General features: G+C 51.2%; 26 protein-coding genes. 14 read left to right on the top strand and 12 right to left on the bottom strand.

Annotation, left to right across the window (positions count from 1 at the left end):
* Positions 1-74 precede the first annotated feature (74 nt).
* From ACMHXE_RS05905 to fadB, 4 genes are all read right to left on the bottom strand, one after another.
* Positions 75-545: an MOSC domain-containing protein gene (locus ACMHXE_RS05905; RefSeq protein WP_224868071.1), complete on the bottom strand. Its 471-nt coding sequence runs from the start codon at positions 543-545 to the stop codon at positions 75-77.
* A gap of 23 nt (positions 546-568) precedes the next feature.
* Positions 569-814 carry a sulfurtransferase TusA gene (gene tusA, locus ACMHXE_RS05900; protein WP_101056537.1) on the bottom strand — a complete coding sequence of 82 codons (246 nt, stop codon included), beginning with the start codon at positions 812-814 and terminating at the stop codon, positions 569-571.
* A 331-nt stretch (positions 815-1,145) separates the two neighbouring features.
* Positions 1,146-2,309 carry an acetyl-CoA C-acyltransferase FadA gene (gene fadA / locus ACMHXE_RS05895; RefSeq protein ID WP_101056538.1) on the bottom strand — a complete coding sequence of 388 codons (1,164 nt, stop codon included), beginning with the start codon at positions 2,307-2,309 and terminating at the stop codon, positions 1,146-1,148.
* A 21-nt stretch (positions 2,310-2,330) separates the two neighbouring features.
* Positions 2,331-4,481: a fatty acid oxidation complex subunit alpha FadB gene (fadB, locus tag ACMHXE_RS05890; protein ID WP_413731656.1), complete on the bottom strand. Its 2,151-nt coding sequence runs from the start codon at positions 4,479-4,481 to the stop codon at positions 2,331-2,333.
* Positions 4,482-4,717: 236 nt separating this feature from the next.
* Between fadB and pepQ the strand changes: the two genes are divergently transcribed.
* From pepQ to hemG (ACMHXE_RS05870), 4 genes are all read left to right on the top strand, one after another.
* Positions 4,718-6,040 (top strand): Xaa-Pro dipeptidase, encoded by a 1,323-nt coding sequence (pepQ, locus tag ACMHXE_RS05885; RefSeq protein WP_413731675.1) that lies wholly within the window; start codon positions 4,718-4,720, stop codon positions 6,038-6,040.
* Positions 6,033-6,647, top strand: a complete 615-nt coding sequence (locus ACMHXE_RS05880) for a YigZ family protein (RefSeq protein ID WP_224868068.1) — start codon at positions 6,033-6,035, stop codon at positions 6,645-6,647. Before pepQ ends, ACMHXE_RS05880 begins: the two co-directional genes overlap by 8 nt.
* 64 nt (positions 6,648-6,711) lie before the next feature.
* On the top strand, positions 6,712-8,169 hold the full coding sequence (locus tag ACMHXE_RS05875; protein WP_101056542.1) for a TrkH family potassium uptake protein: 1,458 nt from the start codon (positions 6,712-6,714) through the stop codon (positions 8,167-8,169).
* The gene (gene hemG, locus ACMHXE_RS05870) at positions 8,169-8,696 is read left to right on the top strand and encodes a menaquinone-dependent protoporphyrinogen IX dehydrogenase (RefSeq protein WP_101056543.1); all 528 of its coding nucleotides are present in this window, start codon (positions 8,169-8,171) and stop codon (positions 8,694-8,696) included. The genes ACMHXE_RS05875 and hemG (ACMHXE_RS05870) overlap by 1 nt, the downstream gene beginning before the upstream one ends.
* Before the next feature lie 3 nt (positions 8,697-8,699).
* Here hemG (ACMHXE_RS05870) and ACMHXE_RS05865 read toward each other — a convergent pair whose 3' ends face one another.
* Positions 8,700-9,005: an ArsR/SmtB family transcription factor gene (locus ACMHXE_RS05865; protein WP_039035694.1), complete on the bottom strand. Its 306-nt coding sequence runs from the start codon at positions 9,003-9,005 to the stop codon at positions 8,700-8,702.
* 228 nt (positions 9,006-9,233) lie between these two features.
* On the opposite strand from ACMHXE_RS05865, the gene hemG (ACMHXE_RS05860) reads away from it, so the two are divergent.
* Positions 9,234-9,773, top strand: coding sequence for a menaquinone-dependent protoporphyrinogen IX dehydrogenase (hemG, locus tag ACMHXE_RS05860; RefSeq protein WP_413731653.1), 540 nt, complete (start codon positions 9,234-9,236; stop codon positions 9,771-9,773).
* 139 nt (positions 9,774-9,912) lie between these two features.
* Positions 9,913-10,446: a spermidine N1-acetyltransferase gene (speG, locus tag ACMHXE_RS05855; protein ID WP_165564227.1), complete on the top strand. Its 534-nt coding sequence runs from the start codon at positions 9,913-9,915 to the stop codon at positions 10,444-10,446.
* An 8-nt stretch (positions 10,447-10,454) separates the two neighbouring features.
* Here the strand turns inward: speG and ACMHXE_RS05850 are convergent, their stop codons facing one another.
* Genes ACMHXE_RS05850 through def form a run of 5 tightly spaced genes read right to left on the bottom strand, consistent with a single transcriptional unit; the run spans position 10,455 to position 16,112 of the window.
* Positions 10,455-11,897, bottom strand: a complete 1,443-nt coding sequence (locus ACMHXE_RS05850) for a TrkH family potassium uptake protein (RefSeq protein ID WP_101056545.1) — start codon at positions 11,895-11,897, stop codon at positions 10,455-10,457.
* 10 nt (positions 11,898-11,907) lie between these two features.
* Entirely contained in the window at positions 11,908-13,317 is a 1,410-nt protein-coding gene (gene trkA / locus ACMHXE_RS05845) for a Trk system potassium transporter TrkA (RefSeq protein WP_039035698.1), read from the bottom strand.
* Between the two features lie 9 nt (positions 13,318-13,326).
* A complete protein-coding gene (gene rsmB, locus ACMHXE_RS05840; RefSeq protein WP_110691259.1) occupies positions 13,327-14,625 on the bottom strand; it encodes a 16S rRNA (cytosine(967)-C(5))-methyltransferase RsmB in 1,299 nt (432 codons plus the stop codon).
* Positions 14,622-15,575 (bottom strand): methionyl-tRNA formyltransferase, encoded by a 954-nt coding sequence (gene fmt, locus ACMHXE_RS05835; RefSeq protein ID WP_101056546.1) that lies wholly within the window; start codon positions 15,573-15,575, stop codon positions 14,622-14,624. Before fmt ends, rsmB begins: the two co-directional genes overlap by 4 nt.
* Positions 15,576-15,602: 27 nt before the next feature.
* Entirely contained in the window at positions 15,603-16,112 is a 510-nt protein-coding gene (gene def, locus ACMHXE_RS05830; protein ID WP_101056547.1) for a peptide deformylase, read from the bottom strand.
* Between the two features lie 126 nt (positions 16,113-16,238).
* Here def and ACMHXE_RS05825 point away from each other — a divergent pair, with 126 nt between their 5' ends.
* The 6 genes from ACMHXE_RS05825 to hemF all read left to right on the top strand — a co-directional run bounded on the left by ACMHXE_RS05825 (position 16,239) and on the right by hemF (position 21,527).
* Positions 16,239-17,339: a LysM peptidoglycan-binding domain-containing protein gene (locus ACMHXE_RS05825; RefSeq protein ID WP_039035702.1), complete on the top strand. Its 1,101-nt coding sequence runs from the start codon at positions 16,239-16,241 to the stop codon at positions 17,337-17,339.
* Between the two features lie 83 nt (positions 17,340-17,422).
* Positions 17,423-18,439 carry a DNA-processing protein DprA gene (gene dprA, locus ACMHXE_RS05820; RefSeq protein ID WP_101056548.1) on the top strand — a complete coding sequence of 339 codons (1,017 nt, stop codon included), beginning with the start codon at positions 17,423-17,425 and terminating at the stop codon, positions 18,437-18,439.
* A 2-nt stretch (positions 18,440-18,441) separates the two neighbouring features.
* Positions 18,442-18,918 (top strand): DUF494 family protein, encoded by a 477-nt coding sequence (locus ACMHXE_RS05815; protein ID WP_025889803.1) that lies wholly within the window; start codon positions 18,442-18,444, stop codon positions 18,916-18,918.
* A 459-nt stretch (positions 18,919-19,377) separates the two neighbouring features.
* On the top strand, positions 19,378-19,941 hold the full coding sequence (locus tag ACMHXE_RS05810) for a type I DNA topoisomerase (protein WP_025889805.1): 564 nt from the start codon (positions 19,378-19,380) through the stop codon (positions 19,939-19,941).
* 82 nt (positions 19,942-20,023) lie between these two features.
* Entirely contained in the window at positions 20,024-20,587 is a 564-nt protein-coding gene (locus ACMHXE_RS05805) for an L-threonylcarbamoyladenylate synthase (RefSeq protein WP_101056549.1), read from the top strand.
* A 25-nt stretch (positions 20,588-20,612) separates the two neighbouring features.
* On the top strand, positions 20,613-21,527 hold the full coding sequence (hemF, locus tag ACMHXE_RS05800) for an oxygen-dependent coproporphyrinogen oxidase (protein WP_101056550.1): 915 nt from the start codon (positions 20,613-20,615) through the stop codon (positions 21,525-21,527).
* 33 nt (positions 21,528-21,560) lie between these two features.
* Here hemF and ACMHXE_RS05795 read toward each other — a convergent pair whose 3' ends face one another.
* Positions 21,561-21,992 (bottom strand): group II truncated hemoglobin, encoded by a 432-nt coding sequence (locus ACMHXE_RS05795; protein WP_025011814.1) that lies wholly within the window; start codon positions 21,990-21,992, stop codon positions 21,561-21,563.
* A gap of 125 nt (positions 21,993-22,117) precedes the next feature.
* On the opposite strand from ACMHXE_RS05795, the gene aroE reads away from it, so the two are divergent.
* Together aroE and ACMHXE_RS05785 are read left to right on the top strand one after the other, a co-directional pair.
* Complete coding sequence (gene aroE, locus ACMHXE_RS05790; RefSeq protein WP_101057787.1) at positions 22,118-22,939, top strand: shikimate dehydrogenase; 822 nt, start codon at positions 22,118-22,120, stop codon at positions 22,937-22,939.
* Positions 22,936-23,208: a DUF1488 domain-containing protein gene (locus ACMHXE_RS05785; protein ID WP_062793974.1), complete on the top strand. Its 273-nt coding sequence runs from the start codon at positions 22,936-22,938 to the stop codon at positions 23,206-23,208. Before aroE ends, ACMHXE_RS05785 begins: the two co-directional genes overlap by 4 nt.
* Positions 23,209-23,213: 5 nt before the next feature.
* Here the strand turns inward: ACMHXE_RS05785 and ACMHXE_RS05780 are convergent, their stop codons facing one another.
* Positions 23,214-23,765, bottom strand: coding sequence for a gamma carbonic anhydrase family protein (locus tag ACMHXE_RS05780; RefSeq protein WP_025011812.1), 552 nt, complete (start codon positions 23,763-23,765; stop codon positions 23,214-23,216).
* Positions 23,766-24,168: the final 403 nt, after the last annotated feature.

The raw sequence follows: 24,168 nt of genomic DNA, 5'->3' as shown, positions 1-24,168 counted from the left end.
TTACCGACTGTCTGTTATCTCACAAATTTATTAACAGTAAAACCTCAATACTGTATCAATTGGTTTTCTGTTTTTTATAAGTCTAAGTTGCGATTTGGCCAACTATCGAGTATCTGGACCGGGTCCTGAGGTCTGATTTTTCCCGGATTGATCACTTTGGCGGTACAGCCACCACGCCAAGCAGGCATTAATGCTGCTTCCAACCCTGGGTGTGCTCGCTCCATTTTGCCGCAAGGGTCTGTTTCTCCGGTAAGTTCAAGCACCAGATGCTCACCAATCTTCAGGTATTTCCCCACCAACTCAGGTGCAAACTCCAGACCATCCAGCAGCAAGTTGGCTCTGCGGCTCGTCCAGGGAATCTCTGTCTGCAATTGAGCACAGGCTTGTTGCCACTGCTGTTGGGACAACAGTGTCACCTGACGCTTTCCCGGTTTACCGAAAATGTCGCCCTCTACACCTTGAGCCAAACTGACTTCGGCATAAGGTAATAAATTCATTGGGGCGTTTCTTTGCTTTTTATGGGCGATAGCGAGCAGGGTAATCATTAGGTTCCTTCCTGGTAAGTGGGTTAGAGACCTTTCTTAATCAAATATTGATAAGGTAGGTTATCCGTTTGGCTGGCCACCAAGGTGTGGTCCATAAACTGGCAAAAGCTGGGAATATCTCTGGTGGTAGCCGGATCATCGGCGATAATGAGCAGAGTTTCTCCCTCGGCCATATAACGGACTTTCTTGCGAACCATCATGACAGGCTCCGGACACCTCAAACCTAAAGCATCCAGTTGATGTTGGGCACTGGCAAAAACCTGACTCATATAACCTCTTACAACGAGAACAACAGAAGTGGCTAATATTACTCCAAGGCAGCGGTCAAACCAAGTTGGCAGCTATTTTTTGTGCTCTACCGCATTGTTCCACGTGGAACAATGTCTTACTCGTTATTCAGCTCGGGGTTCTACTTCTCATTCAATCAAAGCGCTTTATCGTCAGAGAGCTAACCTCGTATTTGTGGACATCAGGTTAGTTAAAGGGGTATCTCTGTAATGGGGATAAACAGCTTTTACATAAAAAAACCGCTTAAGAAATAAGCGGTTTTTCATTGAGAAGGGCAGCTTTTCTATGCCCCTCTGTGTTGGCGATATTTACTCAGACACGCTCAAATACAGTGGCAATACCTTGGCCGAGACCAATACACATGGTTGCCAGACCCAAAGTCGCGTCTTTACTCTCCATCAGATTGATTAAAGTGGTAGAGATTCGGGCTCCCGAGCAACCCAGAGGGTGACCCAAAGCGATGGCTCCACCGTTGAGGTTAACCTTCTCATCGACCAACTCCATAAGACCTAGGTCTTTCACGCAAGGCAGAGACTGCGCGGCAAAGGCTTCGTTCAGCTCAACCAGATCGATATCCGCTATGCTGAGGCCTGCGCGAGTCAGTGCCTTTTGTGTGGCTGGAACCGGGCCATAGCCCATGATTGATGGGTCACAACCGGCAACCGCCATCGACTTGATACGAGCTCGGATAGGCAGTCCCAGCGCCTTGGCTTTCTCTTCTTCCATCACCAGCATGGCAGATGCGCCATCGGACAGGGCCGAAGAGGTACCAGCGGTAACAGTGCCGTTAGCCGGGTCAAACACGGGACGCAGGCCCGCCAGTGATTCTATACTGGTTTCAGGGCGGATCACTTCGTCATAATCTATTTTGATCAAGGCACCATTGGCATCATGGCCTTCGATAGCCTGGATCTCTCTGGCAAAACGGCCTTCAACTGTGGCTGCATGCGCACGTTTGTGCGAGCGAACGGCAAACTCATCCTGCATTTCACGGCTGATACCGTGCATGCGACCGAGCATTTCCGCCGTTAGTCCCATCATACCGGCTGCTTTGGCAACCCGGGTTGCCAGGCCAGGGTGGAAGTCGACCCCATGACTCATGGGAACATGACCCATATGTTCAACACCACCAATGATGAAGGTGTCACCCATGCCTGTCATGATGGCCCTGGCTGCTTGGTGAATGGCTTCCATGGAGGAGCCACAGAGACGGTTTACGGTAACTGCGCCAACCTGCTTGGGGATACCCGCGAGCAGAGAGGCATTACGGGCGATATTGAAACCTTGCTCCAGAGTCTGCTGCACACAGCCCCAGATAACGTCTTCTATGGTGCCGGGATCCAACTGGGGATTACGTACCAGCAGGGCCTTCATCAACTCGGCAGAGAGTGTCTCTGCACGAACATTTCTAAATACACCGGCCTTGGAACGGCCCATGGGTGTACGAATGCAATCTACGATAACTGCTTGTTTCATGGTTAAAATCCTTTCCGCAAATTAGGCCTGATAGTAAGAACCGTTGTTGGCTGCCAGTTCACGCATGCCATCGGTCACTTGGTAGAGTCCCCCCAGGTGGGCGTATTTGTCAGCCAGGGCGACAAAGTTGGCAACGCCCATGGTATCCAGATAGCGGAACACACCGCCTCTGAATGGTGGGAAGCCAAGACCATATACCAGACCCATGTCGGCTTCGGCCGGGGTGGCGACTATGCCTTCTTCCAGGCAGCGTACGGTTTCAATAATCATGGGGATCATGGTGCGGGTGATGATTTCATCGCTGCTGAACTCTTTGAGTTCACCGTATTCGGCCTGCAGTAATTCGTAGCTGACAGGATCCTTGTCTTTCTTCGGCTTACCACGCTTATCCACAGAATACTGGTAGAAACCTCTACCGTTCTTCTGCCCCAGGCGCTCATGACCAAACATGATATCTATGGCGTCTTTGCCTGTTTTGCCCATACGGTCCGGGAAGCCTTCGGCCATGACGGCCTGGGCGTGATGGCCGGTATCCAAACCGACTACATCCAGCAGATAAGCCGGGCCCATAGGCCAACCAAACTGTTTCTCCATCACCTTGTCGACGGCGATAAAGTCTGCACCATCGGCCAGCAGGCCGTTAAAGCCGGCGAAATAGGGGAAGAGTACCCGGTTAACAAAGAAGCCGGGGCAGTCGTTGACCACAATCGGCGTCTTACCCATCTTGCTGGCATAGGCCACTACAGAGGAGATGGTTTCTTCCGAGCTGTGTTCGCCACGGATCACTTCCACCAGAGGCATCTTGTGCACTGGGTTAAAGAAGTGCATGCCGCAGAAGCGGGAAGGGTCTTTCAGACTCTTGGCAAGCAGGTTAATCGAGATGGTTGAGGTGTTGGACGCTATGATGGCATCGGCAGCTAGCTGCTGCTCGACTTCGGCCAGCACAGTCGCCTTAACCTTGGGATGTTCTACCACCGCTTCTACTACTATATTGGCGTCTTTGACAGCGCTGTAATCGAGCGATGGGGTGATGTTATTGAGCACTTTGGCCATCTTGGCCGGGGTGGAGCGACCACGCTCTACCTGGGCCGTCAGTAGCTTGGCCGCCTCGTTAAGGCCGAGATCCAGCGCCTTCTGCGCTATGTCTTTCATCACAATCGGTGTACCTTTGCTGGCACTTTGGTAGGCGATACCGCCGCCCATAATGCCTGCGCCCAATACAGCGGCTTGCTCTATGTTTTTCGCTTGTTTGGCGGCCTTCTTGGCTTTGCCTTTGACCAGTTGGTCATTGAGGAAGATGCCGATCAGCGCCTTGGCCACATCAGTCTTGGCCAGTTGAATAAAGGCTTGATGTTCTACCAATAAGGCTTCTTCGCGCCCCAGACCGGCTGCCTTTTCCACAACGTTAACCGCCGCCATTGGCGCCGGATAGTGCTTGCCGGCAACGGAAAAAACCATGCCCTTGGCTGTGGTGAACGACATCATGGCTTCTAGCTTTGGCAGTGTCAGTGGCGACTGTTTACGTTGACGGCGGCTCTGCCAGTCAAGTTTGCCAGCCAGCGCGTCCTGTAGCATCTGTAGTGCTGCGGCCTGGAGCTGCTCTGGAGCCACGACGGCATCTACTGCGCCAACTTTGAGAGCGGCTTCCGGGCGTTGGTCTTTGCCTGTGGTGATCCACTCCAGTGCATTGTCTGCACCTATCACTCTGGGCAGACGCACTGTGCCACCGAATCCCGGGATGATCCCCAGCTTGGTTTCCGGCAGGCCGATTCGGGCACTGGTGTCGGCAATGCGGAAGTCTGTGGCCAAAATGGTTTCGCAACCACCGCCCAAGGCAAAACCATTGATGGCAGAAGCGGTTGGGAAAGGCATGTCTTCCAGCTTGTTGAATACCGCATTGGCTTGCTGCAACCATGACAAGAGTACTTCATCTTCCTGAGCGAACAACCCGAGGAACTCAGTAATGTCGGCGCCGACTATAAAGGCAGCTTTAGCCGATGTCAGCAGCAGTGCTTTCACGCTGGATTCTGCTTTGATGGCGTCCAGAGCCTCATCCAGAGAGGTCAGGGTGGCGCGGTCGAATTTGTTTACCGATCCTTCGGCATTGAAGCAAAGGCGGGCGATATTATTCTCGAGTAACTCAACTTGAATCATCGAATTTTGGTAGATCATTGCTTGCATCCTTATTGCTTAGGAGTAGGGCAGCTCAGGCCATCATTTGACCAGTTGTTGCTCAGTGTGCTTCGAAAAAAGGAAAAATACAACACCCAATTTAAACGATCGTTTAATTGCTTGCCGGTTAGCTGCAAATTTCAGCTTTGTGATACACTGCACATTGGCTTTTGTTGTAACTGTGAACAGCGTCCAATGGCAAGGGGAACCTTGATTTCAGATAACAGGAACGGCTTATTATGCAACTGGCTCAGCATTATCAATCACATATAAATATTCTTAATCAAAGAGTTGCCGAGATTTGTGCCCGTGAGGGACTGTCTGGGTTGGCAATTCATTCGGGTCAACCCCACAGGCAGTTTCTGGACGATATCGATTACCCCTTTAAGGTGAATCCCCATTTCAAGGCCTGGGTGCCTTTACTGGAAACGCCTCACTGTTGGCTGCTGGTCAATGGTCGCGATAAGCCAATACTAATCTTCTACCGTCCCGAAGACTTCTGGCATAAGGTGACAGATCTGCCGCAAAGCTTCTGGTGTGACAGCTTTGATATCCGTATTTTGACCAAGGCCGATAAGGTGGCGGACCTCCTGCCTGTGGCAGAGGGTTGCTGGGCCTATATTGGTGAACACCTGGAAGTGGCTTCTGTGCTCGGATTTAACAACTGTAATCCAGAAGCCGTAATGAGTTACATGCATTTTTATCGTGCCTGTAAGACAGATTACGAGTTGGAATGTATGCGTCAGGCCAACCATATTGCGGTCGAGGGCCATCGCGCGGCCAAGAACGCCTTCTACAATGGTGCCAGTGAGTTTGAAATCCAACAGCAATATCTGAATGCCATAGCACAAGGGGAGAATCAGGTTCCTTATGGCAACATCATTGCCCTCAACCAAAATGCGGCTATTTTGCATTACACTGCGTTGGAGCATGAAAGCCCACAGCAGAGGTTGTCTTTTCTGATCGATGCCGGTGCTTCTTTCCACGGCTATGCCGCCGATATCAGCCGTACCTATGCTTTTGAAAAAAATAGGTTCCACAATCTTATCCTGGCGATGAATCAACTGCAGCTTCAACTGATTGAGCACTTGCGACCCGGCAAACGTTATACCGAACTGCATCTGCAGGCTCATCAACAGCTGGCGACTCTGTTACTTGAAGTCGGTCTGGCCAATGGCTCACAAGAGACGCTGTTGGAGCAGGGCATTACCCGGGCGTTCTTCCCTCATGGGCTGGGGCATATGTTGGGATTGCAGGTGCATGATGTCGGTGGTTTCTTCAATGACGAGCGCGGCACTCATGTGGCCCCTCCTGAAGATCACCCGTTTCTGCGCTGCACCAGGACTATGGCGCCCGGGCATGTAGTAACCATAGAACCAGGACTCTATTTCATCGATAGCCTGTTGGTGCCTCTTAAGCTAGATGGCCGTAAGAAGTTGGTGGATTGGGACCTCGTCGCCAGTTTACGTCCGTTTGGTGGGATCCGTATCGAAGACAATGTCATAATCCACGCCCATGGCAACGAAAATATGACTCGAGAGTCAGGTCTCATTGATTGAAAGTTATCCCATTGCGGCAGAAGAGCTGGAATATGAAGAAGAGATAAAGCACAGCCGCTTTATCTCTCTGGTATTTCCCTGTCATTCGCCGGAAGAGTTTAAACAGCAACTACAACAGATAAAGCTGCGTTATCCGGGGGCTAGTCATTATTGCCAGGCATTTATTTGTGGTGCACCCATGGGGCAGTCGGCCATGGGGTCGAGTGATGATGGCGAGCCTGGCGGTAGTGCCGGTCGCCCCATGTTGGCGGTATTGCATGGGGCTGGCATAGGTGAGATTGGTGCGGTTGTCGTGCGTTACTATGGCGGCACCAAGTTGGGTGTGGGTGGGCTAGTTCGTGCCTACAGTAGTGGGCTCAAGCAGATGCTGCCACGGCTGGCGACCAAGACAAAAATGCTCAGGGAAAAAGGCCGTTTGGTTTGCCGTTACGACCAATTGGCCGATATCGAACATCTGCTGCAAAGGCTTGACGTGTTGATAGAGGAGCGGGAGTTTTCCGACCATATTCGCCTGACTCTGGCTGTGCCCTTATCTGTTACCGAGAGTATCAATAACGAGTTGGCTCCCATGAGCCAAGGACAATTAAAGATAGATTTTTCACAGTGAACACTCTGATAACTTGTGCGACAATGCTGGGTTTTATTGGCCAATGGACTGATTGAAAAACGGCATGCATTACCGAACAATTACCCGTATTACCGGGTTACTGATAGGGCTTTTCTCCATCACTATGCTGCCCCCGGCATTGGTGGCCCTTATCTATGAAGACGGCGGTGGTACGGCGTTTATTAAAGCCTTCTTTATCAGTCTATTTATCGGTTTCTGGCTCTGGTATCCCAATCGCCACCATAAGGCAGAACTCAAGACCCGAGAGGGTTTTTTGATAGTGGTGCTGTTCTGGACCGTACTTGGTGCCATAGGTACCTTGCCCTTTTTGCTATCGAAACAGCCGGACTTGTCACTGGCCGACAGTATTTTTGAATCTTTTTCGGCGCTGACAACCACGGGGGCCACTGTGATAGTCGGCTTGGATAACCTGCCAAAGGCGATACTCTTTTATCGTCACTTGCTGCAATGGTTAGGTGGCATGGGGATCATTGTACTGGCGGTAGCTATTCTGCCGGTTTTGGGTATTGGGGGGATGCAGCTTTACCGAGCCGAGATCCCAGGGCCCGTCAAAGACTCCAAGATGACCCCAAGGATTGCCGAAACTGCCAAGACGCTCTGGTATATCTACCTGATGTTGACCCTGGCCTGTGCCGGCGCCTACTGGCTCGCTGGTATGAGTGCCTTCGATGCCATCAGTCATTCATTTTCTACTATCGCTATTGGCGGTTTCTCCACCCATGACGCCAGCATGGGCTACTTTCAAAGCCCAACCATCAATTTGATTTGCGTGGTATTTCTACTGATTGCGGCAGTGAACTTCAGCCTGCACTTTGCGGCGTTTTCCCGCCGGGGGATCAACTTCAGGGTTTATTTTCGTGATGCCGAATTCAAGGCGCTTATCGCTATTCAGTTACTGCTGACCGCCATCTGTTTCGCCACCTTGTATCACTCAGGCATCTATGACACACCGGAGCAAACTCTGGATCATGCGCTGTTTCAGGCAGTCTCTATTTCCACCACAGCCGGTTTTGGTACCGAGAGCTTCCATGTTTGGCCGCTGTTTCTGCCCATCCTATTGATGTTTTCCAGCTTTATCGGCGGCAGTGGCGGTTCTACTGCTGGCGGGATCAAGGTTATCCGCGTGGTGTTACTGCTGTTGCAGGGGTCGCGCGAGCTTAAGCGTCTAATTCACCCCAGGGCTATGTTCTCGATTCGTATCGGTTCCAAGGCGTTGCCGGATAGAGTAATAGATGCTGTTTGGGGCTTCTTTTCCGCCTATGCCTTAGTGTTTGTCATTTGTATGCTGATCCTGATGGCCATGGGAATGGATGCGATAACGGCCTTCAGCGCCACCGCAGCTTGCCTCAACAACCTGGGGCCAGGCCTTGGCGAAGTTGCCAGCAACTACGCCAGCATAGAAGATGGCGCCAAGTATGTGCTTGTGGTTGCCATGTTGTTTGGGCGCTTGGAAATCTTTACCTTATTGGTGTTGTTTACCCCGACTTTCTGGAAGAACTGATGAGCAAAACTCTGATTATTTATTCGACCGTTGATGGCCAGACCAAGGCGATATGCCAGACAATGGCTGATGAATTGAGCAAAGCGGGTGAGACAGTCTCTATGGTATCGCTGGCTGAGGCGGAAGCTGAGCCTCTGCAGACTTTCGATAAAATCTTGGTGGGTGCCAGCATACGTTATGGTAAGCATAGGCCGGAGCTGTATCGTTTCGTCAATAACCACCATGCGCTGCTGAACGCCAAGAAGAACGCCTTCTTTACCGTGAATGTCGTGGCCCGTAAGCCGGAAAAGAATACCCCGGAAACCAACCCTTATATGCAGAAGTTTTTGCAGTTGTCCCTGTGGCAGCCGCAATTGCAAGGCGTGTTTGCCGGCAAGATAGCCTATCCTAACTACGGCTTATTTGACCGTAGCATGATTCGGCTGATCATGTGGATAACCAAGGGGCCAACTGATATCAGCGGTACTTATGAATTCACCGATTGGCAGCGGGTGAAGGCCTTTGCCGCCGAGTTTGCCGAGCTTTAAGACCTAAGCGCAATACTTGCGGTGCAGGATAGAGATGACCTCTGTGACCTGCTGGTTCTTGAGCGAGTAGTAAACAACCTGCGAACTCTTGCGGGTTGCCACCAGATCTTCGGCGCGCAGTACTGCCAGATGTTGTGACAGAGCAGATTGGCTCAGGGGCACGGTTTCATTCAACTGAGTGACGCTCAGCTCTTGATCCAGTAGTAGGCAGAGGATCATCAGGCGGTAAGGGTTGGCGATGGCTTTGAGCCATTTGGCAGCATTTTCCGCATTGGAAAGCATGGCTGCGATATCAATATCTTTTTGCATCAGCTTGGAACCTCTTCGCCTTTTGATTAGGTTATTCTAATTGAATGGGGAGATGAGCACAATCATCAGTCTTTTATCTGGATCGCAATTCTAGCCTGAAAACTACCGATTCAGCGCAATTTGCGGCAATATTCTCAAGAGTTGAAGCCGATTATGTGATCTCTCAACTTGTTCAATCCGGGCGACAAGCTACACAATTTAAGTTACAGACACTCAATAGGCGAACTTATGAAATCCATTCTTGTGCTCTACTTCTCCCGTGGTGGCCACACTGCCAAGATCAGTCGCTGTATAGCTGAAAGACTACAGCAGTTGGGTCATGAGTGTGACAGCATGGATTTGGCTGCAGCCGAGGTGGAAAACATCGACTGGCAAAAATATGATGCCGTGGTACTCGGTGCCTGTGTGCTTTATGGCACCTACGACAAGAGTGTGTTCGCTTTTTGCAGCAAACACCAACAGGTGTTGACAGAGAAAGGGCTCAGCTTCTTCTCTGTTAATGTGGTGGCCCGCAAGCCGGAGAAACGGATCCCGGAAAACAACAAGTATCTGCAGAAGTTCATTGCCCTGTCGGATTGGAAACCCAAGGATGTGAAGATTATCGCCGGTAAGGTGGATTACCCCTCTTGGGGCTGGCTGGATAGCTTTATGATCCGGTTGATCATGAAGATGACCGGCGGCCCAACCGATCCCAAGACGGTTATCGACTACACGGACTGGGAAGATGTAAAGCGCTATGCCGAGTATTTGAGTGATTTGGCATCCTGATAGAGCCGATGTTTTCCAAGCGCAGTCATGGTACTGCGCTTTTTTGTATGTGTGAAAAAGGTGGCTGCAAGGTCAGCACTGTGTGCCTGTTGCCCGCTTAATATGGGCGGCTTTATTGGTACGACTTTTAGGGGGTGTCATGAAAGACGGTGAGATTCGCCTGCGTGCGTTGGAAAGAACAGACCTGAGATTTATTCATCAACTAAATAACAATCGCATCATAATGGCTTATTGGTTTGAAGAGCCTTATGAATCGTTTGATGAGCTTGAAGAGCTCTACAACAAGCATATCCATGACAAGACAGAGCGGCGCTTTATCGCAGAAAATGCTCAGCAACAGACTATAGGCCTGGTTGAGTTGGTGGAGATCAATGACATTCATCGTAACGCCGAGTTTCAGATAATCATAGCGCCGGAGTTTCAGGGGCGAGGCTATGCCAGAGCTATGGTCAACAAGGCGCTCAATTACGCCTTTACCATACTAAACCTTTACAAGGTTTATCTGCATGTGGCACTGGAGAATGACAAGGCGTTACAGCTCTATCAAAAGTGCGGCTTTAAAGAGGAAGGCCATTTGGTACAGGAGATCTTTATCAACGGCCAATATTCGGATGTCAAACGTATGTATGTCTTGCAAGCCGATTATCTACAGTTGAATAATATTCATCTATAATGGGGTTGTCAGTATTTCCAGAAACTGGGGTGGAACAATACGGCGACGGTCAGGATCTCCAAGCGGCCCAATAACATGCCTATCGACAGCGCCCATTTGGCCAAGTCCGGCAGGCTGGAAAAGTTGCCTGCAGGGCCAATAACCGGACCAAGTCCTGGGCCGACATTGGTCACAGCCGTGACTGCACCAGACAGGCTGGTGATAGGATCCAGACCACAAAGTACCAATACCAGCGTCAGCATCACGATAACCAGCATAAACAGCAGCGCGAAGGTCACCAGGGAACGCACAATCTCTTCGTTGATAGGTCGGTTGTTGTAGCGCTCGCGGAAAATACCGTTGGGATGAAACTGCTGCTTCAATTGTTCACGCATGATGGCGCCGGCGATCTGGAAGCGGAATATTTTTATGCCGCCGGAGGTTGAACCTGAGCAGCTGCCGACAAACATCAGGAATAGAAAGGCGATATTTGCCAGCGCTCCCCAACTGCCATAGTCGGTCAGACCATAGCCTGTGGTGGTGACCACGGAAACCACGTTAAAGCTCGAGAGCCGCAGGGCATCAATAAAGGCTATTTCCCGCGAACTGTAGAGCCAATAGGCCAGAGAGAAAGACACTAGCAGCAGAAAAAGAATAAAGCCTTTTACTTGGGCATCATTCCACACCTTGATACTACGTTGTTGTAGACTCTGAACAAACATCAGTAGCGGCAGACCACCGGCAGCCATAAATACCACCCCGACCCAGTGCGCCGCCTTGGGAAAGGCCGCCATGGAACTATCCGAAGTCGAGTAGCCCCCAGTGGAGAGCGTGGTCATGGCATGGTTGAGCGCCTGAAACCAGTTCATCCCCGCCAGGTGATAAGCCAAACCGCAGCATACCGTCAGTCCCAGATACACCAGAAACAGGTATTTAGCCAAGCTCTGGGTGCGAGGGATGGCTTTCTCGGACCAATCTGAGGATTCGGTTCTGAACAGCCGCATCCCCCCTACGTTGAGAAACGGCAGAATGGCTACCGCCATCACAATAAAGCCTATGCCACCGAGCCACTGCAACAGCGAACGCCAGACGAGAATGCTGTGATCCATGCTGTCCAGGCCGGATAATACTGTGGATCCTGTGGTGGTGATCCCCGACATGGTTTCAAAGAAGGCATCGGTATAGCCAATACCGTGATACAAGGTAAAAGGCATGGCGGCGAATAAGCTGACAATAAACCAGGTGAGGCTGGTCAGCAGGAACATATCGCGGATATTCAGATTGAGTTTTTGTCCTTGCCCCCTATGCATACAAAGGCTGGAGATTGTGCCAGTGACCAGTGCCGATGCCATGAAGGCCGCCACTGTTTCTTCGCCGTAAAACAGGGCGAAGAAGAGTGGAATAAACATAAAGGCCGTCAGCATGGATAAAAACAGGCCTAGGATGAATAGCAGTGGGCGAAAATTCAGCATGGCCAGAGCCTTAGAAGAAAAACGCGCTCGGCTGGAACAGTTTTTCCACTTCACCGATAAACTTCTTGTTCACCAGAAAGAGAATGACATGGTCTCCCTGTTCAATAACTGTCTTATCGTGGGCCATCAAGACTTCATCATCGCGGACTATGGCACCTATGGTGGTGCCCGGCGGCAGCTTGATCTCGCCTATCTGTTTGCCGACGACTTTGCTGGTGCTGGAATCTCCATGGGCTATGGCCTCAATCGCCTCGGCAGCACCGCGACGCAGTGAGTATACGTTGCAGATATCCCCCTGGCGGATATGGGTCAACAAGGCCGAGATGGTGGCTTGTTGCGGCGAAATGGCGATATCGATATTGGCTTCCTGAACAATATCGACATAGGCTTCACGCTGAATAAGCACCATCACTTTCTTGGCACCCATACGTTTGGCCAACAGTGCCGACATGATATTGGCCTCGTCGTCGTTGGTGACGGCGATAAACACATCGGTTTGATCTATGTGCTCTTCCATCAGGAGTTCCTGATCGGAAGCATCACCGCAGAATACCGTAGTATTTTCCAGCTTTTCCGACAGCGCCTCGGCTCTGTCCTGACGATGTTCTATCAACTTGACCGAGTGATTACGCTGTAGCTTCTTGGCCAGTCCCAAACCTATGTTACCGCCACCGGCGATCATGATATTGCGGTAACTGTTATCCAGCTTCTGCATCTCACTCATTACTGCCCGCACATGGCGACTGTCGGCGACAAAGAACACTTCATCATCGGCTTCTATGATAGTGGTTCCCCTGGGCATAATCGGCCGTCCCTGACGGAAAATCGCCGCTACCCGGGTATCAATATTCGGCATGTGTTCGCGCAGCGTTGCCAGCGCGTTACCCACCAAGGGGCCACCATAATAGGCGCGAACCGCCACCAGACTCAGTTTGCCTTCGGCGAACTCTAAAACTTGTAAAGCCCCTGGATAATCTACCAGACGCTGTATGTAAGCGGTTACTAACTGCTCAGGGGCTATCAGCTCATCTATGATGAAACCACCCCGGGTACGAGGTTCATTACTCTTGGTTTCACTATCGATAAACAGTTTATCCTGCATCCCCAAATACTGCTCTGAGCGAATACGGGCTATCTTGGTTGGTGTGCCAAACAGGGTATAGGCAATTTGACAGGCGGCCATGTTGCATTCGTCGCTGTTGGTTACAGCGATCAGCATATCGGCATCTTCGGCGCCGGCTTCTTTCAAGACGCCGGGGTGAGCTCCGTGACCGACAACCACCCGCAAGTCATATTTGTCTTGCAGAGCCCTAAGGCGGTTTCTGTCACTGTCGACTATGGTGATATCGTTGTTTTCACCCACCAGGTTTTCTGCAAGGGTGCCACCGACCTGACCTGCGCCCAAGATGATTATTTTCATGGCCTCGTCTTATCCCTGAAGTTTCGACTTAACGATTCGCGCGTAGTAAAACCCGTCCATATTGTCCTGTCCGGGCAAGATTTGCCAGCCTATCGCATCTGGCTGGTCTGCCTGAGTGATAGTCTCCAGCCGTGCATCCGGCGTACGTTCCAGAAAGGCGGCAACTTGATCGCGGTTTTCCTGGGGCAGGATAGAGCAGGTGGCGTATAACAGCACACCGCCTGGCTTTAACCACTGCCAGCAGTGATCCAATATCTGTTGCTGCACCTTAGCCAACTCCTCAATATCCTGCGGCTTACGCAGCCACATGATATCCGGATGGCGCCGAATAACGCCGGTAGCCGAGCAGGGAGCATCCAGTAATATGCGATCAAACTTGCCACCCTGCCACCATGAAGCAATATCGGCGGCATCGCCGTGCACCAACTTGGCATTTAGCTGCAACCTTTGCAGGTTCTCGGCAACTCTCTGCAACCGCTTGTTGTCGTTGTCGACCGCCACCAGCTCTATGTCCGGACACAGCTCCAGCAGATGGCAACTCTTGCCTCCCGGAGCGGCGCAGGCATCGAGAATGGTTTCGCCCGCTAGAGGTGCCAGCAGGGCGGCGGCCCATTGAGCAGCACCATCCTGCACAGACACTGAGCCCTCGCCAAAGCCGGGCAGAGTGGTGACATCGCAGGCTTGCTCGAGCAATATACTGTCTTCCCCCTGACCTGGAGTGGCGACAATTTCGGCGTCAGTCAAGAGTTGCAGATATTGCTCACGACTTTGGGATAAACGGTTGTTGCGCAGCCACAGGGGCGGTCGCTGGTGACTCTGTTGCACCACCTGCTGCCAGTTTTCCGGATAGGCGGCAGTGAGCGCCTTGAGGATCCAGTTGGGCGTATTGTGTTCCAGCACAGGGTTATCTGTGGCCAGTGGGCTATTGTCTCGCTGGATATTGCGTAAAACGCCGTTGACTACCTTGACCAGGTTTTCAAACTTCAGCTGACGACAGGCTTCGGCAGTTTCCGAAATGGCTGCATGGGCCGGTATCCGGGTGAAATACAGCTGGTAACAACCCACAAGAAGCAGCTGGTGGACGATACGCTGTTTCCCTTTGAATTGTTTACTGAGGCAGTCGCTGACTCTCTTGTCCAGTTGTGGCAGGGTGCGCATTACGCCATAGCAAAGCTCGGCCAAAAGCGCCTTGTCTTTGCCGCTGTGAAGTTGCTGCTGTTGTTCGGGCAAGGCAACCGAGAGGGACATGCCCCGCTCCAGCACCTGAAAGATGGCCTTGGCGGCAAGAGCTCTGAGATTCTGCCTCATGATGCTTGAGCCAAATTTTTTCCGGGCTGGAACCATTCGCCCCTGGCGTTGAGAATATCGGCGATATCCAGCGGTTTTTTCCCTGGCAGTTGTGCCTTTTTCAACACCAATAGGCCATCGGCAGTGGCAATGGCTAATCCTCGCTTGTCGGCGCGCACCACAGTGCCCGGCGCAAACTGCTCGGCTGACTCTTCCACTTCGGCCTGCCAGACCTTGATATTTTGTCCCTGGCATTCAAAGTAGCTCACCGGCCATGGGTTAAAGGCGCGGATCTCCTGCCACAGATTGCGGGCAGCTTTATGCCAGTCGATGCGGGCTTCCTCTTTACTGAGTTTTTCGGCGTAGTTGGCCAGTGATTCGTCCTGTGGCTCGGCGGTGAGTTTGCCTTCGGCCAGACCTTGCAGAGCTTGGATCAGTGCCACCGGTCCCTGCTGAGCCAGCTTTTCATACAGGGTTGCTGAAGTGTCGTCATCGGCTATCGGTAGCGAAGTCTTGAGCAACATGTCGCCGGTATCCAAACCGACATCCATCTGCATTATGGTGACCCCGGTTTCTTTGTCCCCGGCCCATAATGCCCTTTGGATAGGCGCCGCACCGCGCCAGCGCGGCAGAATAGAGCCGTGAACATTGATGCATCCCAGGCGAGGAGCCTGCAACACTGCCAATGGCAGGATCAGGCCATAGGCGACCACCACCATGATATCAGCTCCCAGATCTGCCAGCTCCTGCTGGGCTTCTTCATTGCGCAGTGATTTGGGTTGATAGACGGGAATATCGTGTTCCAACGCCAGTGCCTTGACCGGGCTGGGTGTTAGCTTTTGGCCTCGTCCGGCGGGCTTGTCCACTCGGGTATAGACGGCGATGACTTGATGCTCTGAGTCCAGCAGCGCCTGCAGGTGGCGCGCTGCAAAGTCCGGAGTTCCGGCAAAAATGATCTTCAGTGGTTTCAAAATAGATCCTAATGATTCGGGATTAATTCAGGCTTTAGCTTCCTGACGTGCTGCTTTTTCCAGCTTTTGTCTGATCCGCTGACGTTTCAGTGGTGACAGATAATCAACGAAAAGCTTGCCCTTTAGATGATCCATCTCATGCTGAATACAGATGGCAAATAAACCGTCTGCTTCAATAGTAAATTCATTGCCATCGCGGTCGAGTGCCGTCACGGTAATAAATTCGGCTCTGTCCACCTTGGCATAAATACCGGGTACAGACAGACAACCTTCTTCATTACAGAAGTCGCCGCTGGCACTGATAATTTGGGGATTGATAAAGACTTTTGGACGTTCAACGTCATCCTGCAAGTCCATCACTATCAGTTGCTTATGAAAATCGACTTGAGTCGCGGCCAGACCAATACCCTTTTCTTCGTACATGGTCTCGAACATATTATCGATTTGCGTCTGCAGGTCAGAATCAAATTCTGTCACTGGTTGGGCAATCGTGCGTAATCTCTCGTCTGGGAATCGTAATACTTTTAACAGGGTCATAGATAAACTCTTAACAAGTCTGTCAAATCCGTGCCAGTTGGTTATACTGACTTGTGCTATTGCGTTAATTTTAATCCTTAGCGGCTATCAATAACAGCAAAAGCTCTCACTAATGAGCCAGACAACATGGAAGCCCCCATGAAACGGTTAATTTTACTCGCGTTACTGACATTTAATTGCACCTTCGCTGCTGCAGATACCCTGACATTAAAACCCGGTCACCCTGATACTTACGTGGTCAAGAAAGGCGATACCCTTTGGGATATATCGGCTCTGTTTCTCAAAGACCCCTGGCGCTGGCCGAAACTTTGGGGCGCCAATCCCCAGATAGCCAATCCACACCTTATTTATCCCGGCGATCGATTGACATTGGTGTTTATCGACGGTGAACCCAGGTTGGTCAATAAACCCCATGTTCGCAAGAGCCCCGCAGGAAGAGCTCAGCCCAAAGGCGGTGCCATTCCCGCGGTGGATTTGGCCTTGATTCAACCTTACCTGGTGCAAAACCGGGTAGTTGACCCTGAGTGGTTCAAGGAACAACCTATGGTGCTGGGGGGAGAAAGAGATTCCCGTCACCATGTGATGGACGACATCATCTATATCCAGGCCAATCTGCCACAAGGCGATAAGGTCGGGATGTATCAGCCCGGGCGTGAATTTACCAATAAGGAAAGCGGTGAGTTGCTGGGTCAGGAAGTAATCCTCAGTGCCAGTGGCCGAGTGGTGGAGTCGGGTGAAATCTCCAAGGTGAAGCTGCTCAACAATTTCCGCGAAACCAAAGCCGGTTTCCGAGTGTTGGCGATAGAAGATGACTCCTTGTTGTCTGCCTACTTTATTCCCAAGGCCAGCGATTTAGAGGGCGCCAAGGTGTTGGCATCTGAGCGTAAAATTCGCGCCATGGGTAAACTGGATGTGTTTTATCTGGACCGGGGCAACCGAGAAGGTGTTGAGCCCGGCGATGTGTTCTCTATCTATAAGGACGGTGCCGAGGTGGTTATCAACGGCGAGGGTATCCCGGTGCCGCCGACCGAACGCTCTGCTTACGACAACCTGATGGCCAAGATGGGTTCAGACAATGCCGTTAAGCTGCCCGACCTCTATCGCGGTCAGGTCATGGTGTTTAAGGTATTCGACAAGACAGCTCTCGGGCTCATCATGGTGAATGAAAGCCCTGTCAGGGTAGATGACCTTTTGGTCAGGCCTGACACATTATTGAAAGGTGAATGACGCATAATAGTCTGGTTGATTGGTTGGTTGTCGCTGCGGTATCTGGACTGGGACCCCTCCGGATAAGGCAATTGCTCTTGCACATGGATGTGGCTGAGTTGAGACAGAGGCTGGAACATGAACCCCGGTCTTTGCCAATAAACCAGACACAGCTCCAGCGCTTGGAGTTGGCTCCTGAAAAAGTTGACCAAGCCTTGCAATGGCAGCAGGGTGCCGAGGGTAGATATCTAATCTGCCCCGACGATCCTTTTTATCCGCCCCTCTTGAAACATATTCCTGATTTTCCTCCAATTTTGTTCGTCAAAGGACAGGTTGAAACCCTGCTGCAACCTGCGCTGGCCGTTGTTGGCAGTCGCGATGCCAGCCGAGCCGGTTTATCACTTGCCTGGCAGTGGGGCGCCGAATTGGATGCCTTGAACATCAGCGTATGCAGCGGCATGGCTGCCGGCATAGATGGCGCTGCTCATCGGGGAGCTTTGTCGGCAACCGGCAAAACCATTGCGGTACTGGGTACCGGAATTGACGAAATTTACCCTCGAAGGCATAGGGTTCTTTATGATGATATTCAAGTACATGGTGCAGTTATCAGTGAACTTTGGCCCTCTGTCGGCGTATTTTCCGGGAATTTTCCCAAGCGAAACCGTATAATCAGCGGCCTTGCAATGGGAACCTTGGTGGTAGAAGCTCGTCGGCGCAGTGGCTCACTGATCAGTGCACGCCTGGCAGCAGAGCAAGGTCGAGAGGTTTTTGCGGTTCCAGGTTCAGTCATGGGCGATGAACATCAGGGATGCCACGATTTAATTCGCAATGGGGCAAAACTTGTGGAGTCGGTGGCCGATATAGTGGAAGAGTTGGCGCCTTTATGTAGCTGCCACCTTGAAGACTTGCGCAAGAGTCACCATATAAAACCAAGTGAGAACTCTGAGTTGCCATTTAAAACGCTGTTAGCTAGTGTAGATTATGAGACCACACCTTTGGATGTGGTGGTTGAGCATAGTGGAATAACGTTGGATCTGGTGTTGGAACAATTGCTTGAACTTGAGTTGCAAGGTTGGGTTGCCGCAGTACCCGGTGGTTACGTTAGACTTAAGAGGAAATAGCCATGTTTGATATCCTCATGTATCTGTTTGAAAACTATGTTCATAGTGAAGTTGAAATGTTGGTCGACGAAGATGAGTTGACCAAAGAACTCACCCGTGCCGGTTTCCATCAGTCCGAAATCATCAAGGCGCTTTCCTGGCTTGAGCGGTTGGCCGAACTACAGGAGAGCGATACTCCCTACCTTAGAGGGCATACTCAACATTCCTTCCGCATCTACACCAAAGATGAAATGGAAAAACTGGACGTCGAGTGCCGTGGTTTCCTATTGTTCCTGGAGCAGATTCGGGTATTGAATGTGCAAACCCGGGAAATGGTTATTGATAGGGTGATGGAATTGGACGAGCCAGCTATGGTGTTGGAAGACCTCAAGTGGGTGATTCTGATGGTATTGTTCAATGCGCCCGGTAATGAGTCTGCCTATGAGCAGATGGAAGATCTTATCTTCGAGCAACCAGAAGAAGGTCGATTACACTCCTGAACGGCAGTTTACATTCGACAATCTCAGCACGGATAGTATGGCTAATGTGAGGTGGTTTTATATCGCTCTGGCGCCAAACGAGATGTGCTGAGATTCTTGAGCAAAAAGAGAAACTGCAAGATGTATGTGCCGTTATTGCCTGTCTTGGCCGGTATCTATTTAATTTGCTTTCAGGATATTCTCAGAAAGTTGGGCAATCTTTTTTGGCTGCAGTGATCTTCATTTCCCCATTGTCTGGATACTTCAATTTTTATCATTTCGCAAACGAGAGCGATAAGCCTTTCTGAAAAAGACCACGACAGTTTCCAACCTATGTAACTTTTTCCTGAAGTGAAGGCTATTTTACTATCTGTTCTTGCCGGCTGAGTCTTTCAGTGAGTGTGGTCATCAACTCGACTCCCTTTATCCGTGTGGCGCTGGTAAAATGTTCGCCTAACTCTTTTAACAGCGAGATGTGTCATGGCCAAGATAGACCAGCAGTTGTTCAATGCTCGGGCGCACGCGCTCGAAAAAGAATATGAACTTTGTCCCAAGTGCGGCAGTGAGCTCTCCGTGCGCCACAGTAAGCATGGTGGCTTCATTGGCTGCAATAATTATCCAGCGTGTGATTACACCCGACCTTTGGTGCAGCACGAATCCATCGACTCTCAGCCTATTCCAGGCTCCGAGTGTCCCCAGTGTGGCCACGAGTTAGCGGTCAAATCGGGGCGCTTTGGTATTTTTATTGGTTGTACCCAGTATCCACAATGCACCCATATCGAGCGACACGATCAGCAGGAAGAGGCTGAAAAAGTGCCTTGTCCTCAGTGTAATAGCGGAGTGCTTGAGCATAGGACCAGCAAGTTCGGCAAGAGCTTCTATGCCTGCAGCAACTACCCCAAGTGCAAGTTTCTGGTGAATTTTCCTCCTCGGGCAGAAGCTTGCCCTGAATGCGGTTTCGGGATTCTGGTAGAGCGCAAGGGCGCTGCCGGCGACAGACTGGAATGTCCCCGTAAGGAATGTAAGTACAAGCGAACTCTGTGATCCGGCTCAATATGTGACTATAATCACCTCCGCTGTCGCCGAGGGCGTTCAGCCGTCTTTGTCTCTATAAAAGGTACACTCAATGCTGCACTTGCTCGCCGCCGGGAGTAAGCAACTGCTTCTGGATGGAGGGGTCATAGCATATCCCACCGAAGCTGTTTATGGTTTGGGATGCGATCCCGATAATGAAGCCGCCGTTTCCCGAATTCTCGACATCAAACAGCGTCCCTGGCACAAGGGGCTTATCATGGTCGCCAGTGACTATCGGCAGTTGCAACCCTATCTGGACGAGTCTCAACTGAGTGATGAGCAACTGCAGCAGGCGTTTGCCAAATGGCCCGGACCTTACACCTTTGTTATGCCGGTGCGTCAGGGGATGAGCCAACTGCTTTGTGGCCATTTTGACTCTATAGCCGTCAGGGTGTCGGCTCACCCTATTGTCAGGGAGTTGTGTGATACCTTGGGCAAGCCGCTGGTATCCACCAGTGCCAACTTGGCGGGTGAGTCGCCGGCTCTGACAGTGAATGATATTGAAACAACGTTTGCCGGGCAGATAGATGCCCTTATCGAAGGAGAGTTGGGGCAGCAGCGCCAGCCTTCCACCATCATAGATATTCGCAGCGGCCAGATCCTGCGTAATGGCTAATAATTCCAAGCAAGAAGGAGTGAGCATGACGGCACCAGATTCCCACCAGGTAAAAACATTCTTGATGCAACTGCAACAACAGATTTGTGAAGGACTGGAACGACTGGACGGCAAAGCTGAGTTTGCTACTGATTCTTGGAAACGGGCCGAGGGCGGTGGCGGTATCAGTAAGGTACTTAACGGCGGTGAGGTGTTTGAACAGGCCGGGGTGAACTTCTCCCATGTAGAAGGCGCGGCCATGCCGGCCTCGGCTACGGCGCACAGGCCTGAGCTGGCCGGACGAAGCTTTGAAGCCATGGGGGTTTCACTGGTTATCCACCCGCGTAATCCCTATATCCCAACCACTCATGCCAACGTGCGCTTTTTTATTGCCCGCAAAGAAGGCGCCGATCCCGTCTGGTGGTTTGGTGGTGGCTTCGACCTGACCCCCTATTACCCCTTCCTCGAGGATGTGCGCGAATGGCATCAGCAAGCCAAAGCGATTTGTGAGCCTTTCGGCGAAGCGGTATACCCCGAGTACAAAAAATGGTGTGATGAGTATTTCTTTCTGCCACACAGAAACGAAACCCGTGGTGTCGGCGGCCTTTTCTTCGATGACCTCAATCAAGGTGGCTTTGAACACTGCTTTGCTTTCATGCAAGCGGTCGGAAATGGTTTCTTACCTGCCTATGCCCCCATTGTTGAGCGGCGTAAGGATACCGAATATGGCGAGCGTGAACGTGAGTTCCAACTTTATCGCCGTGGTCGCTATGTAGAGTTCAATCTGGTCTATGACAGAGGAACGCTGTTTGGGCTGCAAACCGGCGGCCGAACCGAGTCAATACTCATGTCGATGCCGCCCTTGGTTCGCTGGCAATACGCCTATGAACCCGAAGCCGGCTCTGCCGAAGCCAAGCTCTACAGTGACTTTTTGCACCCCAGGGATTGGCTCACTGAATAGTTAGTGAGGGTAACCAATAAGCCTTAATCTGGCTTATTGGTTACGCATATGGTCTGCTAACTGAGCGATAGCATTGAAAATCACCTTCCTGTGCTCTGGATCCTTCAGGTTGGCCTCCAGCGAGGCCCTCATGCATAACAGCCACTGATCGCGCATTCTTTCATCAACGGCAAACGGCATGTGTCTGGCTCTCAGCGCCGGGTGGCCATATTTGGCTTGATACAGCTGAGGCCCTCCCAACCAACCGCTGAGAAACTCATATAGTTTCTGCTCCGATTGTGCCAGCGGAGCCTGATGTATGGACAGGAGTTCCTGAGTATCCGGCCGCGTTTGCATCTGCTGATAAAAGCTCTTGGCTATGGCGCGTATCGTCTCGTCGCCACCAATCAGATCATAGGCGTTGGACTGGGTGGGGTCCCGCTCGGCCTCGGGTTTGCGATTGATAATTTTCTTTAGCCAGTTCATTTTCGTGTTGAATCTTGTTGTCGATTTTGGCGCCAGTATACAATGAAAACCCCATAGGTCGGGAGCCTTGCCTGGCCTAGGGCCGCTGAGTAGACTGATATATCTTCCATTGCTCTGGAGCACAGATGACCGACAGCTATGCCGTCTTTGGCAATCCCATTCATCACAGTAAATCACCGGCTATCCATGCAGCCTTTGCCGCTCAGACCGGGCAAGCCCTAAGCTATCAAGCGATTCTGGCACCAATCGATGACTTCAGCGGCAGTGTCATGGCTTTTTTTGCTGCCGGGGGGAAGGGCGCTAATGTCACTGTGCCTTTCAAGGAACAAGCCTTTCAACTCTGTGATGAGTTGAGCCAGGAAGCCGAAACCGCCGCCGCAGTGAACACCCTGATTAAACTGGATGATGGCAGAATTCGGGGCGATAATACCGATGGCTACGGCTTGGTGGCCGATCTCAGTCGTTACCTGACGCTGCAAGATAAAAAGGTCTTGCTGCTCGGCGCTGGTGGGGCTGCCAGAGGTTGTCTGCTTTCTCTGTTGGCGGCCGGTGTCGGCCATATTGATATCTATAATAGAACATACAGTAAGGCCGAGGTGCTGGCGGCTATTGCGCCACAGCAATTGCAGGCGTTGAGGCGAAATGAACTCTATGAGGGTTATGATCTCATTATCAATTCCACCTCAGCCAGTTTGCATGGTGAGCTACCGGATATTCCCGTAACCGTGGTTGCCAATCATAGCTATTGCTACGACATGATGTATTCGGCACAAACAACTACGTTCAATCGCTGGGCTGCCGAGCAAGGGGCGGCAAAAACACTGGATGGCTTAGGAATGTTGGTGGGGCAGGCGGCTAGAAGTTTCTATTTATGGCGAGGTGTCATGCCCAAAGTTGAGCCTGTACTCGAGAGTCTGCGGCAAGAATTAAAAGGAGAGGCCTCATGAATCAGGGGATCATCTTCAGCGACTTGTGTCAGTGGCAAGCCGAATCAAACAGGCTCAAGTTTATGGCCCAGCAGCAAGGGGTCAATATTCCTTGCTATGTTGGCTTACAACGTATGCAGCAACTAAGTGGCAAGGTTTTTCTCGAAGAGCAAGAGATCCTGAGCCTGTTTGAACAGTGGCGCTTCGACTTCGAAGATGAAGCCGAGGCGCTGATTGAGCAGGAATGCTTCAATGACTCAGGTGAGATAGAGTTACCTGAGTCAGTATAACTTTCTTAGTCAGTACTACTTTGCTCGGCCAGGTACTCATCTTTAAGGCGGACATAGTTGTCTGCCGATTGTGGCAGAAATTGGCGTTCGGCTTCGGTCAAGGGGCGAGCCTGCTTGGCCGGGCTGCCTATATAGAGAAAGCCACTCTTTAGCACCTTGCCGGGAGGCACCAAGGAACCAGCACCTAAAATCACATCGTCTTCGATGATGACGCCATCCAAAATAATGGCTCCCATGCCAACCAATACACGATTACCTACCTTGCAACCATGAAGCATGGCTTTGTGGCCTATGGTGACATCATCGCCGATGAGCAATGGGTGTCCCTCTGGGTTGGCCGGCGACTTACGGGTAACATGCAAGACAGTGCCATCCTGAACACTACTGCGTTTGCCGATGCGAATATGATTGACGTCACCCCGGGCAGCCACCATGGGCCAAACGCTGGCGTCCTGATCCAAAAAGATGTCACCTACCAGAACCGCAGCTTCATCAACATAGACGCCTTCGGCCAACTTTGGCTTGGTACCTTGGTAAGATCTGAGAGAATTGGCCATAAAAAGTCCTTATATGATTGGTTTTCGCCATTATAAAGATTAAAAAGTGGCAGGTCAGGACAAATTCTCAGCAAGTAAGTCAAAAACAGCAGTTTTCTTTTAAAAAGCTCTTGCACAAAAGTTCAGGCTCCCTATAATGCGCTCCCACTGACACGGCACAGCGACAACGCGAAAGACGTGACAGGGTCGAAGAAAAGAGTCTCTCGAGTCCTTTCAACGACAGGCAAAAAAAGATGGTAAATACCTCTTGACGCCGCAGCAGGAAAGCGTAGAATACGCAGCCCTGACCCGATGGCCACAGCGCCTAGGGGATTGCTCTTTAACAAGATAAACAAGCAAATCTGTGTGGACACTCACAGGCATTGAGAAATCGACAAAACGATTTAACTCGATGAAGAGTGTT

It is taken from the genome of Shewanella sp. BJSY2023SW007 (assembly GCF_047314525.1).
In the GTDB taxonomy this organism is placed as follows: Bacteria; Pseudomonadota; Gammaproteobacteria; order Enterobacterales; family Shewanellaceae; genus Shewanella; species Shewanella chilikensis.
This window is presented reverse-complemented; position numbering and strand designations above follow the sequence as displayed.